A 14,641-nucleotide genomic window follows, 5' to 3' on the forward strand; every position below is an offset into this window, starting at 1 on the left:
CCCATTCGGAGGCTTTTTTATGGTCTGTGCTATAGTAGATGAAACGTGCATTATTAAATAAATCATAACTTTAAAATTTGAGGATAATCTATCGTCATGTCCTATTCTCACCATGTTGAACCTCATTTAATTCATCGTACTGGTTGGCTACGTGCAGCGGTTTTGGGTGCCAATGACGGCATCATTTCAGTGACCAGTTTGATTATGGGGATGGCAGCCAGTGGCGCAACCAGCCATACCTTACTCATCACGTGTATTGCAGGGCTCATTTCAGGTGCAAGCTCTATGGCTGCGGGTGAGTATATTTCGGTGAAGTCTCAATCAGATATTGAAGAAGCAGACTTAAAACATGAAGCCAGAGAGTTAGATAAAAACCCGCACTTAGAACTTAAAGAACTGACCCAAATTTATATACAACGTGGACTAGAACCCGAACTAGCGCATGAAGTCGCAGTACAACTCAGCGCACATGATGCACTGTCTGCACATGCCCGTGATGAAATAGGCATCCATGAAAATACCAGTGCTAAACCACTTGAAGCCGCAGGCTCTTCTGCACTCGCCTTTTCACTAGGTGCTCTGTTTCCCATGCTGGCTATTGTCTTAAGCCCTCAAGGCTATCTGACTCAGTCAGTTGCTCTTACAGGGGTACTATCGTTATTTGGTTTAGGGGCTTTATCGAGTTACTTTTCTGGGACTTCTATATGGACAGGTGCATTTCGCGTGACGCTATGGGGGATTTTCGCAATGCTGTTTGCCAGTTGGATTGGCTCCCTGTTTAATGTGCATGTTTAACGTCAACAACACGATAAACGATAGCAGACTACCTGTTTAAAATGTAAAAAGCCCATGGATTAAATGGGCTTTTTACTATTTACAGCATCATTTATCATCAATTTTAAGCTTGCACATTTTTCTCTGAGCCACTACTCAGATGCACTATTACTGATGATTGGGGTTCCATTCTACTGGTGCAACAGCTTATTTTTTAATTAGTATGAATTGCTTAACGTCTGTTCTCCTTCCCATAACACCCAAAACACCATAGAAAATGATGAGTCAACGTCTTACTGGTATCTCGCTAGATTGTTTTTTCATTCATATAACGCCAGTAGCGTTTAGGCACATATTGCACATGTAGTTTGATATTTATTCTTGCCTCAATATTGATACTTTTAAAATAATCTTTCCATAACTGGTCATACAGCAACTCATCATCATCTAATTCAACACTAAAAAACTGACTGTGTCCGACTTTGTGTGCATGATCAATTTGGTCAACCTCCATCTTCACCTGATGGACGGTTATCAAATCATAATAAATGCCAAAATTTCTTTTTTCATCATAAATCAACCATCTTTGATCTTGATATCGGTTTCTAAAATGCCGCTCTATCAACGGTAAAACATTAAAATCTGGTTGTACCAAACTTAAAAATAATCCATCCTGACATTTTTTAAAGCGGACAAAAGCTTCTATACGGTGCTTTTCTCTGCCCACTTGTTTGGCCCACTGCGCAACCGCCAATACATCCGCATGCGCATAGTTACGATCTACAGCATAAGTATTTTTAAACACATAGATACAGAAATTAAAAAGCTGTTGATGCGCCTGCTCCTGCTCAGACAGAAAGCAATAATAAAAAGATCGCAGACTTTCAGCCGTAATTTTTTGCTTTAACCCTCGCCAAACTCGCTCTGCGTGTTCATCATTTGAAGTAACCTCAATACATTCATCAAATAAGCTGGCTTGGGAATTGTTAGATGCAAGCTTGACGTCAAAATCTTTAAACTGAAAGCTCCTATACACACAACTCAGCAACCCAGTCATGCTTTGATCAAAACAATATATCGACATACTAAAAACCAAAGCCCAGTTGAGGTGAAAGCTGTTTTTGATATTTAGATTGCCCCGATTGCAAAATGTGCTGCCGAATCTGGTTCGCCTGTTGCTCTTTTTTAAACTTTGGCGTGTCTGCACAGCGAATAAAATGCTGTGCACGATTGTAAGCAATACCCATACGCTTTAGTTGATCGATATGAATCTGCCCAAAATGCCGAGCTTGCACAATTTTTTTAGCCGATTGAACACCTATACCCGGAACACGTAAAATCATACGATAATCCGCATGTTGAATATCAACAGGGAAATGCTCAGGGTTACGCAATGCCCAACTTAGCTTCGGGTCAATGTCCAAATCTAAATTCGGATACTGATCATTCACGATTTCCTGCGCATCAAAACCATAGAAACGCATGAGCCAATCCGACTGGTACAGCCGATTTTCTCTTAATAATGGTGGCGCAGAACCCACGACAGGAAGCATTTTTTCTTGTTCATTGATTGGGATATAACCTGAAAAATACACTCGTTTGAGCTGATACACTTTGTAATGGTGATCTGCCATTAAAATAATATCTTTGTCTGTTTCTTGATGTGCACCCACCACCATCTGAGTGGTTTGTCCCGCGGGTACAAACTTAGGTACATGCTGCATCACACGCCGTTCATCCGTTAACTGAATTAAGCGATCGCGTACAATACCTAAGTCCTTTTGTACTTCTGCATGCGATTTTTCAGGTGCAAACTGCTTTAGACCAACTTCCGTTGGCATTTCCAAGTTAATACTCATGCGGTCTACATATAAACCCGCCTCGGTAATAATCTCTTGGGAAGCACCTGGTATCGTTTTTAGGTGAATATAACCATTAAAGTTTTCTTCAAGGCGTAACTTTTTCACCACTTCTAGCATTCGCTCCATAGTGAAATCAGCTGACTTGAAAATACCTGAACTTAAAAACAACCCCTCAATATAATTGCGGCGATAAAAGTTGATGGTTAAATCCACCACTTCTTGTACAGTAAAAGCGGCTCGCTTGACATCGTTAGAGCGTCTAGAAACACAGTAGGAACAATCAAAAATACAGACATTTGAAAAGAGAATTTTAAGTAATGAAACGCAGCGACCATCTTCTGTATAACTATGACAAATACCGTTTCCAGTATTCCCCAAACCTTGGTTTTTGTTTTTACGATTGCTACCACTGGACGAACAGGACACGTCATATTTAGCTGCATCAGCTAGAATCTGTAGCTTTTCACGGATACGATCGGTCATGATGATCCTCGGTAAAATCTAAAATAAAAGTATAAAAAATTTCAGACTAAAAGCATTGCAAATACACATACCCAACGACATGGCTTGTCGCTAAAAACCGAAAAATAAACGTGATTGCTTTAGATATTTTTCGAAAAAATACTGAATATTATTTGCCAATTTTGCAGTGCTTGGGCAAAGTGTCTATATGTAAAAGGAGCAAGTACATGTCTTTATTATTAGAACGCCTTGAAATTAAGCATCCTATCTTCCTTGCACCGATGGCCGGTGTTTCTACACCAGAGCTTGCAGCGGAGGTTTCAAATCAAGGCGGGCTAGGCTCACTTGGATTAGGTGCAAACACCGCAGAGGCCGCACGTACTCAAATTTTAAAAACCCAAGCACTGACTGAACAACCTTTTCAAGTTAATTTTTTCTGTCATCAAAGCGTTGAACTTGATCCAACTGTCGCACAAACATGGATTGATTTTGTAAGTCCTCATTTTGAACAATATGATGCAGAACCACCCACTCAACTGCACTGTATTTATCCTAGCTTTTTGGACAACGATGAGTTTTTAAATGTCGTGCTTGAAACTCGTCCTAAAGCCGTGAGCTTCCACTTCGGTATTCCGCATCCGCATCAAATACAGGCTCTAAAAGACGCTGGCATTTTAACTATGGTTTCTGCAACCAACCTAGCGGAAGCGCGGGCTATTGAAGCAGCAGGAATTGATTTTATTATTGCTCAAGGCATAGAAGCAGGTGGACACCGCGGGATTTTTAATGAACATTTTGATAGTGCAATACGTACGGTCGACCTTGTACAACTTCTGACTCAGCACTGTCGGTGTCCTATTATTGCTGCAGGTGGCATTATGAATGGTACACAGGCTCAGCAAATGTTAAGTCTAGGTGCGAGTGCGGTACAGTTGGGAACAGCTTTCGTACAATGTAAAACATCAAATGCCAATGATGCCTACCGTCATGCACTTTTCCATGAGCACATCACACAAATTAGTGCGAGTATTTCAGGTCGCCCCGCTCGGGGTTTACTCGGTCACTGGCATACTCAAATTGATCTACCAAACCGCCCTACGGTTGCTGCATATCCATACTGTTATGATCTAGGGAAACAATTACATGCCGCAGCGACCAAACAAGGTGATCAAGGTTTTGGCGCATTTTGGGCAGGTACGAATGTTTCGCAAATTCGTGCCATGGAAGCCCCTGACTTAATTAACCAACTGTTGGTTGAAATGCAACAAGTCAGTTATTAAGTCACTCTATCTACTCAAAGCTCCATAAATGGAGCTTTATTTATTTTGCTTCCAACAAATTGACCTGTTCAACTTGTACGTCATTCATGGTTTCACCATGGATAAGTAATTGGTCAAAGTAGTCTGCGACAACTTTGAATTGTTCAGTTGTACTTTCCACTTTGTACATGTTCTGACGAAACTCATTACTTGAACGTAAACCTTTGGTGTACCAAGCAATATGTTTACGTGCGATTCGACAACCAGAGTATTCCCCGTAAAATGTGTACAGTTCAGCAAGATGTCCAAGTAGAACTTCTTTTACTTCTTGAATACTTGGTGCAGCCAAATGTTCACTCGTCTCCAGATAATGCGCGATCTCACGAAAAATCCATGGACGCCCTTGCGCAGCGCGACCAATCATAATTGCATCTGCACCAGTATAATCGAGCACATATTTGGCTTTTTCTGGACTATCAATATCCCCATTCGCAATCACTGGTATATGAATGAGCTGTTTGACTTCTTTAATCAAATCATAACGAGCCGTATTCAAATACATGTCTTCACGGGTTCGGCCATGCAATGCCAACGCTGCAATACCCGCCTCTTCAGCACGTTTCGCTACACGTAAGATATTTTCATGCCCATTTAAGAAACCCAAACGCGTTTTCAGTGTGACAGGTACATCAACTGCAGCCACAACTTCATCCAATATTCGAGCCACCAAGTCTTCATCTTTTAAAAGTGCAGAACCCGCCAGCTTATTACAGACTTTCTTGGCAGGACACCCCATATTGATGTCCACAATTTGAGCACCATTTGAAACCTGATATTGTGCAGCTTTCGCTAAATCTTTGGGATCTGATCCTGCAATTTGTGCTGAAATAGGCGCCAATTCACCATCAAAATTAGCACGATATAAGCTTTTTTTACTCATCAGTAACGTTTGATCTGATGTCATCATTTCACTGACAGCATGCCCTGCACCAAAGTATTTGCATAGCGATCTAAATGGACGGTCAGTTACGCCTGCCATAGGAGCCACAATCAAATTATTTGACAGTTGATACGGACCAATATACATATGAATTCATCACTTTTTCGACCGGCACAGTATACTGCATCTATACTTTCGGCTCATCTTTTATCATGTGTTCTGTGACTATGAAATACTCAAAATAGGCTTTGTTGCATAAAGATTTAAAAGATAGAGCTTTTCTAAGTTGCTCAAATTTAAGTGACAACTTGGGTATGAGGTCGGCGCAATTCTGTGAATTTATTTAACACGGTTATACGTGCATGGACTTCATTGAGTTGACTGTCAAAACTCCTTGCACTGAGTTTATCGCCTGAGAAGCACTGCTTCGTAAGATTTGATGCAATGCATCTTGATTTCGACCAAACTACGTCGATGATAACCAGTCCACTTTTTCCAAAGCATTCTTCCTAGATGTTTAATCCTTTTCAATAACTCATTTCTCTCTAAAGATCCCAATTTCTTATCTTTCCATGGTCTTACATTTTTTCTGGGCGGAATCACTGCATGTGCTTTCCGATCTGCAATGACCTGTCGGCATTGTTTCGTGTCATATGCTCTATCCGTATAGACAGAATCAATACACTCATCAGATGGGATTTGATTCAACAGAACATCCAAGACTTGTGAATCACTGACATGATTTGTTGTGAGCTTTACAGCTCGTATTTGCAAGGTTTTAGCATCTATACCAATATGTAGTTTACGCGATTGCCGACGATATTTAGGCTGATGTTTCTTGCGTTTCTACTCACCTTCGCCTAGAAATTTAAGGCCAGTTGAGGCTATCAATAAATGTAATCCTTCATGACTTTTTTGATAGCTGATCGCAATATCAATCTACTTTTGTCGTCGGCAAAGTGTGGAATACGAATATCACTGATATTCGGTGCTGTCCAACTTAACCCACTGAGTTGAATTAGGCTTTGCACAAGGCCAGTGACCATACGCAAAGAAAGTCGAAAGATAGATTTGATCATCAAACAGCACTGAATTGCTGTATCAAAATAGGTTTGATTTCTTCCATGCTTAGCTTGTGGCTGAGCATACCATTTAGTCTGAGGATCGAACCAAATTGAAATATTTCATCGCTTGATTAGAGCTTGGTTATATGAGGACCAATTCGTTGTACAATAAATTTTAGATGCAGGCTTCTTCATCTGGAAATTATATTGATGAAGAAGCCTTTAAGAATTGCTTTGTGCAACAAAGCCTATTAAATATGCATCGTTATGCCTAATTGGAAAGCTCTGCCTGGTAAGGGTGCAATATATTTCAATGGAGAGTTTTGCGGCCGTGCATCTTCATTCAGCAAATTAGAGCCATTGATAAAAAGATCAAAACTGGCGTTTTTCAACGTCACTTTTTTACGAATGTCTAAATCAAGCAGATTGTATGCAGGCAATGGGACTTCCTCCCCCACATTTTTACCTAGGTAACGAGGCTTATCGTAATAAATACTAGACAGGCGTGCTGACCAATTTTCTAATGTCCACTCAACATTTGCACCATAGCGGTTGGTTGGCATATTGGGCAAATAGATTCCATCATTGGCTAAACGTAAACGATCAGGATCTGTCGCTTTATTTTTGACCAAATCTGAAAAGCCACCTACTTTTAAATCCCCAAAGTTGTCGAGAGAAAATGTATGGTTCATATCCAACTCAAAACCATTCACTTTTGTATCGGTTTGCTTCCAATACTTCAGTGGTAAACGGTTCCGCATAGAGGCACCTGAGTGGGACAAATACAGATAGTCCTCAAAATCCATTTGGTACAATGAAACTACAATATTGGTCGAGCCCCAATTCAGAGTGGTTATAAACTCTACACCCTGCATGACTTCTTTGTTGAGTTTTTGATTTCCTTCTTCTTGGGTCATCACTGAGTAGTGAGGGTTACTGGCGTAGAGTTCATTGATTTCAGGTGCTCGTTCAGACTCACTGTACTGAAGTCTGAAACCCAAATAGTCTGTAACTCTAAATTCTGATCCGATATAAAAACTATTCAGACCAAAGGACTTATCTTCAAGCGTGCTATTTGAAGCATTACGCGCCAACTTAAAGCTTTGGTCCTGAATCTCATCTTTAACTTTCTCGACACGATAACCAGCATCAAATGAAAATTGATTGAAATCTAGTTTTTCCTGAATGAATATCGCATGAGAAGTTGTATTCACATTCGGTAAATAACGTTCTGAACCAGTGCCCTTAACCTGTCTGGCATTTATAGACGTCCCTATTTCGCCAGTGAGATTTTTATAAGGTATGTGTTCAAATAGAAACTCCGCAGTATCAGTATCAAATTTATACTCATTGGCTTTACTTGCACCAATGTACTCTCCAGATGTGTTTGACAGTCTAGATGCTTTAAAGTGAACACTCTTCAGTAGATTTGATGGCTCTCTAAACAGTGAATCTAAGGTGAAACGATCCTGTTCAATTTTTACCCCCACAGGTAAGCCATCACTATAAGAGCTCTGAAAAGATTTGTTTTCCATAGAAAAACCTGGAACACCATATTCACTACTTTTATAGTCGGCACTCACGCCGATATAACCACTGTTTAAGAAATAAGTTGTCCCTATCGCCATGTTTTCATTTCTAGCATAGCTGTTACCCAGTTTCTTTTTATAATTCGGCGTTACATCATTGTTAATTTTATTCTGTACATACTTAGCCGTGCCAGGCACATAATCTGGGTTCGGATCATTAATAAACTCTTTTAATGAACCATTTACATACCGTTTTGAGATTGCCTCATCTGTGTATTTAGCAGACTCTAAACCATCATAATAATCATAGAAATTTTCTGGGTTCTTCGCGATATCCTCTAAAACGTGCTTATCTAAATACTGATTATGTGCTTTATTAAACATATTTGAGATCCGAGAGTCTCTTTGACATGCACTTGCTAATGCGGAGTTTACACCTCCAGTACTCGGAAAAACCGCTGTATCACATACTGTAGCTTTGCTTGATCCTGGTATTTTATACGAAGAAATACTCTGAGTTGAGAACTGAACATTTGTGCTTAAGTTTTTTTGATTGTTTATATTTAAACGAATACCGTGTGCATTAAAATCATTAAACCCTTTGTTATAAGCGATATCTAAGCTTCGACTTTTATCTTCCAACTCTTTTGAAATCAGCCCAGTATCAATATCAACACTACCTCCAATGGCGTTCCCTCCATATCTAACTGAATTTGTGCCTTTATGAACGGTAACACTTTTCGTAAAGAGCGGATCAAATGGAATATTAATATCACCACTTATGGCATTCATCCCATTAATCGTTTGGCCATGCTCAAGGATACTCACTCTATTACCCGATAAACTGCGTATCACGGGTGCACCAGCATTTGGACCAAAGGATGTACTTTGCACTCCTGAAATATGTTTAAGTGCATCTCCAAGTGTATTTGATACTTCGATTCTCTCTTTCTCTACAATAACTGAAGTCTTTTCGGTCTTATCCGCTTGAAAAACAAGCGTATCTAAAGCTTTAACATTTTGCTCTGCATGTGCCTGTTGAATAATCATCAAAATAAGCGTCATCAAAGATGTGTGTTTCATTTTTCACCCCATTAATAAAAGAAACGTTATAACATAACATTTAATAAATTAAAAAAAGTATTCTAGAGGTTCTTTGTTCTGTGTATAAATGAAACTATTTCAAAAAGAAGAAAAGCCATCCTAGTGCGCTGAACCCCAGAATGGCCTTGTTCAGAATATTGATCCTAAATGTATAATTTCAAGTGTTTAACTTAAAAATTAATCCACTTATTTAAGTTTAGCTTAAAACTAGTTAAAAGCCTTCCAAAACGATTTTTCCTTTCGCTCGGCCAGTTTCAATCAGTTCATGAGCAAGTTTTAAATTTTTTGCATTAATTTTACCTAAAGTCTGATTCAGCGTAGTTTTAATTTTATGGCTATCCACCAATTCTGCAACCTGATGTAAGAGCTGAGATTGTTGTTCAATATCTGTTGTATTGAACATTGAACGTGTAAACATAAACTCCCAATGCACAGAAACTGACTTAGACTTAAACGCACTGATATCCAATGATTTCGGATCATCAATTAAGCCAAACTTTCCTTGTGGAGCAATTAACTTAGAAATTTGAGGAATATACGTTTCTGTTTGATTCGTTGAAAAAATATATCGAGGTGCATCTAAACCCAATGCTTTGATTTGCGTGTTTAAATCTTCGGTATGATCAATAACATAGTCAGCCCCTAAAGACTTAACCCATGCTTTAGTCTCTTCCCTAGATGCTGTAGCAATAACTTTTAAATTTGTCTTCGCTTTGAGTAATTGAATCGCAATAGATCCTACACCTCCAGCGCCTCCAATCACTATAATATTATCAGCTTTGTCTAAATCAACGTTGAAACGATCAAATAACATTTCCCACGCTGTAATAGCGGTTAATGGCAGTGCAGCCGCTTCAGCATCACTCAGGCTTTGGGGTTTTAAGCTAACAATCCGCTCATCGATTGCTTGATATTCAGCATTACTCCCATCCCGAGTTAAATCACCTGCATACCAGACCGGATCTCCGACTTTAAAATATTGCACACCAGAACCGACTTCAACAACCTCACCCACTGCATCCCATCCTAAGATACGTGTGTTGCCTGCTGCGACAGGGTTTCGCCTCACCTTAGTATCGACAGGGTTAACCGAAATCGCTTTGACTTTAATCAACAAATCCCGATCATTTAAGCTCGGTATCACTTTTTCGATATCTATCAGTGGATTTTGAAATCCATGATCCATACCGTCAATATAAGAAATAGCCTTCATTCACTTATCCTCTTGTTTTGTTATTTAAGTTTACTTAATATTCTTTTTTAAGTTATACAGACAAATTCGTCTTATAGTTACCAAAAGGATACTATTGAAATGGGTAAGCTCAAACATTCGCGTTTTGATTGCACACCAGGATGCTCTGTTGAAGCTGCTATAGGATTACTTGATGGTAAATGGAAGAGTATTATCTTATGGCATTTATTAGAAGATGATGTTTTAAGGTTTAATGAACAGAGATGGATCCGTAAATTTGAACAACTCCTATAAGTGATATTCTGCTCCTCAAATGATGTTATAAACATCAATATATGGAGTATTTTATGGCACGTAGACCAAGAAGAAATCATTCAAATGATTTTAAAGCTAAGGTAGCACTTGCTGCGATTAAAGCAGAAAAAACACTTGCTGAATTGAGTGCTGAGTTTGATGTTCATCAAAACCAAATTATTGACTGGAAAAATCAATTGATCTCAGCTTCCTCGCAAGCTTTCGATCAATCAAAAGCTCCAACAGAACCACCCATCGATCTAAAAAAACTACATGCAAAAATCGGTGAGCAGGCATTAGAAATTGATTTTTTAGAAGGTGTGTTGAAGAAACTGGGCCGCTTCAACCACAAAAGTTAATCGACGACTCACTTCAGATTTCAGTATCTAAGCAAGCTAAGCTGCTGAAAGTCTCCCGTGGTTGTTATTACTATCGCCCAAAACCTGTGAGTGCATCAGATCTGAAGCTGATGCGATGTATTGATGAATTACATATGCAATATCCTTTTGCAGGCAGTCGTATGATGCGTGATTTGTTGAATCGTCAAGGACATCATATAGGACGACGTCATACACGTACTTTAATGAAGAAAATGGGTATTCAGGCGTTATATTGCAAACCAAATTTAAGCCAGGCTAATCAAGCTCACCGTAAATATCCATATCTGCTCAAAGGGTTGGCTATTCAGCGCAGTAATCAAGTGTGGTCTACGGATATAACGTATATCCCTATGGCAAAAGGCTTTGTTTATTTATGTGCTGTGATTGATTGGCATAGCCGCAAGGTACTTGCGCATAGGGTATCGATTAGTATGGAGGTGGATTTTTGTATTTCGGCTTTAAATGAAGCGATTGAAAAATATGGTCGACCTGAAATATTTAATACAGACCAAGGCAGCCAGTTTACCAGTGATGCATTTATTGATGTATTGAAATCAAATGGCATTCAAATCAGTATGGATGGTAAAGGTCGATGGGTAGATAATGTGATGGTTGAACGATTATGGCGGAGCGTTAAATATGAAGAGGTGTATCTCAAAGCTTATAGCAGTGTCACAGATGCGAAAAAGCAATTAAGTGCATATTTTGAGTTTTATAATTTGAAACGACCTCATTCGAGTCTAGACAAAATGACACCAAATGAGTTTTACTATGATCAGCTACCCCAACAAAACAAGGTGGCTTAACTAGAGCGGAATATCACTTATAAATACGCTTTTAGTTGTTCAAACAAGTGGGACCACCTCTAACTGAGGAAGAAAATTCCAAATGTCACTCAAAAAATGCTCACTAGACAATTACGTGAACTTGAGGAGGATCAACTGATTCTACGAAAGGTTTATGCCGTTGTTCCACCTAAAGTAGAATATCGATTATCTACACTCGGCACTTCTTTAGCACCTATTTTGGTTGCATTAAAACAATGGGGGGATAAAAATATTGGTTTATTTGGGAAACCCATTATGCCTTTAGAATCAGAATAAAACTTCAATCTGTTTTACGTCACTTACAGTCCAATATTTTCTAGAAATACTGTTGTTTCATAGCTTACACACCATTTCAGTAACTTCTATAAAAAGCACGTTCTTAAAAACCGCTATGTATAAAATTAACCGACCATAAAAAAGCCTAATCTGTGAAGACTAGGCTATAAACTTTGAATCTTTTCGTTGGTAGAGGGAGCTGGATTTGACCAACGACCTTCGGGTTATGAGCCCGACGAGCTACCAGACTACTCCATCCCGCATCAACGAGTTAGCCTTATACGCCCTAAGCACACACAAAGCAAACTTTATTTGTAATATAAGCAGTTATTACATGAGCAGCATAAAAATACTAGCGCTTAACCAATACTTGCTTCAGTGATGAAAGGCTCAAAAGTGCTTAATCTTGTTTTTTTCACTGTCTAAAAACGACTTACGCTCTTCAGACCATATTGATTTCCTAAAATCAAGACCCGAATTACTTGAAGCCCAATCAGAAACTGTACTTTAAACAAAAGTATTATCAGCGAAAACTAATTTTGTCTTCCTTCCTACACTACTTATAAAAACTTTATGTGTAGGCAAGAAACCAAATATACTTATTTGGGTATAATGTATTCATAGGTTTCAGACATAGAAAAAGTACTTAAACGACAGCCCCACTATACCATTTTAACTCTTGAAAAAGCCCACCATTTGGCAAGCTTTTTCTTATTGATCTTTATCCATAGAATGTGGTGTTGTGGTTTTATCCTGCTCTTTCGTATCTGTATCTCTTTTTTGGCATGCCGTTAATCCAAGCATTAAAACTAAACTTACTATTGCAAATATTTTCATCATTTTTGCCTAGCACGATTTAAAAATATAACTTATCAAAATCTAAAAATTTGAATGTTTAATTTATGAAACAACCTCATTCTCTTTCTTTACAAATTAGGTACCTAGCGATTTAGAGCTTTCTGAGCCCAATGAATAAATTTGTCCTTTTCATGGAAATGAGGAATATTTAATAAGTGAATATGAGTAACCTCACCGAAATTACCTGAAATTATATTGGGTGCCAAAACAATAAAATCGCTCTTGTCCCCCACATGTAACTCCCTAAAAAACTCCATAACTTTAAAATGAAGATTCAGAGCGGCGAATCCCTCCCTTTCCATTAGAAAGTCGTAGATCTGGCTGAGTATATGTAGTTCAAATTTTTTGTTCATCTTATTCTATTCTCATATTTATTTTAACGATCGGTACAATTTAACCTAATTTTATTTTTTGTTAAAGTAGAGAAAAAACAACCTCTGTAGAATCAATTGAACTGGGTTAATGAAATATCATTGTCAAATTTTATTTTATTCTAAAAAAAATCTAACGTAAGAACACATTAAATACAAATGATTCTCAATTAATATTATCTTAATTTTAAACATAATACCCTAAATGTGCCTCCTCATCCCTATTGCAAACGCTCTACATCACTTATCAAAAATAGCGGGCTTACGATATAAATTAAGCAAAGAGAGTACAGGTATCGGTAGGTAGTTACCATTCACTGAAGTCTCTCCCCCATCTTTTCTGTGCTGCTCCCAGTATTCAATTAATAGTAAAGCAGCCTGTTTAATGGCAGATGGATATTCTGATCCAAAATTATCTGTAATATAATTTTTAATTATAGCGTCAGCAGCAACAATAAAGCTTTTTAATGAAACATCATTGCTATCATCGGCATAGTGTAAGTGGCGCTTCACTTCATGTAATTCAACAATACTCATAAATCACTCCATTTTTCCGAGTCAGCTTACACTTTCATCACTAAACTCGTTCCTAGAGTCTTTTACGGTGTCATAGCAAATATCACAATTTCACCTCATTTCTATTCTCATATTGATTACATGGCATTGAAATCCCTTTATCTAGGGATTTTTCTACTATTGCTAATAAATCCTTCAAAAGATTTTTTATAACCAAATTAAGATTTGTTCATATCATTTTTCAGTAAGGCCATTACGCCCTAAAGATTGAGCCCCCTTAACAACCAAGCAATAAAATTAATTGCCACTAAAAAACCCGCTTTATGTAGCGGGTTTTTTTAATTCGCAGTATTTTTTAGATTACTGTGATAGAGCTTGCTTGAGGGCCTTTTTTGCCAGCTACAATCGTAAACTGAACACGTTGACCTTCATTCAACACTTTGAAACCGTTTGACTGGATTTCGCTAAAGTGTGCAAAAACGTCTTCTCCAGTATCGCTAGAAATAAAACCAAAACCTTTAGTTTCATTAAATCACTTAACGGTACCAGTTGTAATGTTTGACATAAATATTCTCTTAAATTTTGAAAAATATAAGAATTAATATTTTAAATCATATACATCGGGTAAACCGCAGATTCAAATAATGTGCGAGATAACTTTAGTAAATACAATAAATAATTCAGATATACCGTCACTATAAGCTTTTTATTGTGTAATAGATAGGTGTTAACATATTATTTTATTACTCTCCCCTAACTCCACATGAAATGCTTTTTTATCCATATTGATAAGAAAATCTTCACTAAAATCAAAAAAAGCTTGTTTAACAGCTTCTAGCTAGTAGTTTTTTACTAGTATCAACTCAACTTGATAGGTAACGTCCTATATTTTCATTTCAGCATGTCGCCAAAAATTAAAGCAGGGCTATCCCA

The 14,641-nt window shown here is 38.0% G+C and carries 11 protein-coding genes, 1 tRNA gene and 4 pseudogenes; 5 read left to right on the forward strand and 11 right to left on the reverse strand.

What is annotated here, in order from left to right:
• Nucleotides 1-96 precede the first annotated feature (96 nt).
• Nucleotides 97-795: a VIT1/CCC1 transporter family protein gene (locus CDG62_RS12000; protein ID WP_087528406.1), complete on the forward strand. Its 699-nt coding sequence runs from the start codon at nucleotides 97-99 to the stop codon at nucleotides 793-795.
• A 286-nt stretch (nucleotides 796-1,081) separates the two neighbouring features.
• Here the strand turns inward: CDG62_RS12000 and CDG62_RS12005 are convergent, their stop codons facing one another.
• Nucleotides 1,082-1,858, reverse strand: a complete 777-nt coding sequence (locus CDG62_RS12005) for a TIGR03915 family putative DNA repair protein (RefSeq protein ID WP_087528405.1) — start codon at nucleotides 1,856-1,858, stop codon at nucleotides 1,082-1,084.
• Nucleotide 1,859: 1 nt separating this feature from the next.
• The gene (locus tag CDG62_RS12010; RefSeq protein ID WP_087528404.1) at nucleotides 1,860-3,119 is read right to left on the reverse strand and encodes a putative DNA modification/repair radical SAM protein; all 1,260 of its coding nucleotides are present in this window, start codon (nucleotides 3,117-3,119) and stop codon (nucleotides 1,860-1,862) included.
• Between the two features lie 206 nt (nucleotides 3,120-3,325).
• On the opposite strand from CDG62_RS12010, the gene CDG62_RS12015 reads away from it, so the two are divergent.
• Entirely contained in the window at nucleotides 3,326-4,378 is a 1,053-nt protein-coding gene (locus CDG62_RS12015) for an NAD(P)H-dependent flavin oxidoreductase (protein WP_087528403.1), read from the forward strand.
• 40 nt (nucleotides 4,379-4,418) lie between these two features.
• On the opposite strand, the gene dusB is transcribed toward CDG62_RS12015, so the two are convergent.
• From dusB to CDG62_RS12035, 4 genes and pseudogenes are all read right to left on the reverse strand, one after another.
• The gene (gene dusB, locus CDG62_RS12020; RefSeq protein WP_087528402.1) at nucleotides 4,419-5,444 is read right to left on the reverse strand and encodes a tRNA dihydrouridine synthase DusB; all 1,026 of its coding nucleotides are present in this window, start codon (nucleotides 5,442-5,444) and stop codon (nucleotides 4,419-4,421) included.
• A gap of 149 nt (nucleotides 5,445-5,593) precedes the next feature.
• A pseudogene (locus tag CDG62_RS12025) lies at nucleotides 5,594-6,556 on the reverse strand (IS5 family transposase).
• A gap of 56 nt (nucleotides 6,557-6,612) precedes the next feature.
• Entirely contained in the window at nucleotides 6,613-8,973 is a 2,361-nt protein-coding gene (locus tag CDG62_RS12030; RefSeq protein WP_087528401.1) for a TonB-dependent receptor, read from the reverse strand.
• A 232-nt stretch (nucleotides 8,974-9,205) separates the two neighbouring features.
• A complete protein-coding gene (locus tag CDG62_RS12035; RefSeq protein WP_087528400.1) occupies nucleotides 9,206-10,207 on the reverse strand; it encodes a zinc-binding alcohol dehydrogenase family protein in 1,002 nt (333 codons plus the stop codon).
• 99 nt (nucleotides 10,208-10,306) lie between these two features.
• Between CDG62_RS12035 and CDG62_RS12040 the strand changes: the two are divergent.
• From CDG62_RS12040 to CDG62_RS12050, 3 genes and pseudogenes are all read left to right on the forward strand, one after another.
• A pseudogene (locus tag CDG62_RS12040) lies at nucleotides 10,307-10,450 on the forward strand (MarR family transcriptional regulator); the annotation flags it as partial.
• An 83-nt stretch (nucleotides 10,451-10,533) separates the two neighbouring features.
• Nucleotides 10,534-11,666 (forward strand): IS3-like element ISAba14 family transposase gene (locus CDG62_RS12045; RefSeq protein WP_223155595.1). Its coding sequence is split into 2 segments (ribosomal slippage): nucleotides 10,534-10,786 and nucleotides 10,786-11,666, totalling 1,134 coding nucleotides; the frame shifts between segments, so codons are not numbered across the junction.
• Nucleotides 11,667-11,729: 63 nt separating this feature from the next.
• Nucleotides 11,730-11,963: pseudogene (locus CDG62_RS12050) on the forward strand (winged helix-turn-helix transcriptional regulator); the annotation flags it as partial.
• Between the two features lie 187 nt (nucleotides 11,964-12,150).
• On the opposite strand, the gene CDG62_RS12055 reads toward CDG62_RS12050, so the two are convergent.
• The 5 genes and pseudogenes from CDG62_RS12055 to CDG62_RS12075 form a co-directional block, all read right to left on the reverse strand.
• Nucleotides 12,151-12,224: transfer RNA gene (locus CDG62_RS12055), tRNA-Met, on the reverse strand.
• Nucleotides 12,225-12,674: 450 nt separating this feature from the next.
• A complete protein-coding gene (locus CDG62_RS19645; RefSeq protein ID WP_017397253.1) occupies nucleotides 12,675-12,800 on the reverse strand; it encodes a hypothetical protein in 126 nt (41 codons plus the stop codon).
• A gap of 104 nt (nucleotides 12,801-12,904) precedes the next feature.
• Complete coding sequence (locus CDG62_RS19785; protein WP_087527851.1) at nucleotides 12,905-13,174, reverse strand: hypothetical protein; 270 nt, start codon at nucleotides 13,172-13,174, stop codon at nucleotides 12,905-12,907.
• A gap of 258 nt (nucleotides 13,175-13,432) precedes the next feature.
• On the reverse strand, nucleotides 13,433-13,729 hold the full coding sequence (locus CDG62_RS12070) for a head-tail connector protein (RefSeq protein ID WP_087527852.1): 297 nt from the start codon (nucleotides 13,727-13,729) through the stop codon (nucleotides 13,433-13,435).
• A 334-nt stretch (nucleotides 13,730-14,063) separates the two neighbouring features.
• Nucleotides 14,064-14,273, reverse strand: a pseudogene (locus tag CDG62_RS12075) (cold-shock protein).
• Nucleotides 14,274-14,641 lie beyond the last annotated feature (368 nt).

Origin of the sequence: Acinetobacter sp. WCHA55 (genome assembly GCF_002165305.2) — a bacterium.
In the GTDB taxonomy this organism is placed as follows: domain Bacteria; phylum Pseudomonadota; class Gammaproteobacteria; order Pseudomonadales; family Moraxellaceae; genus Acinetobacter.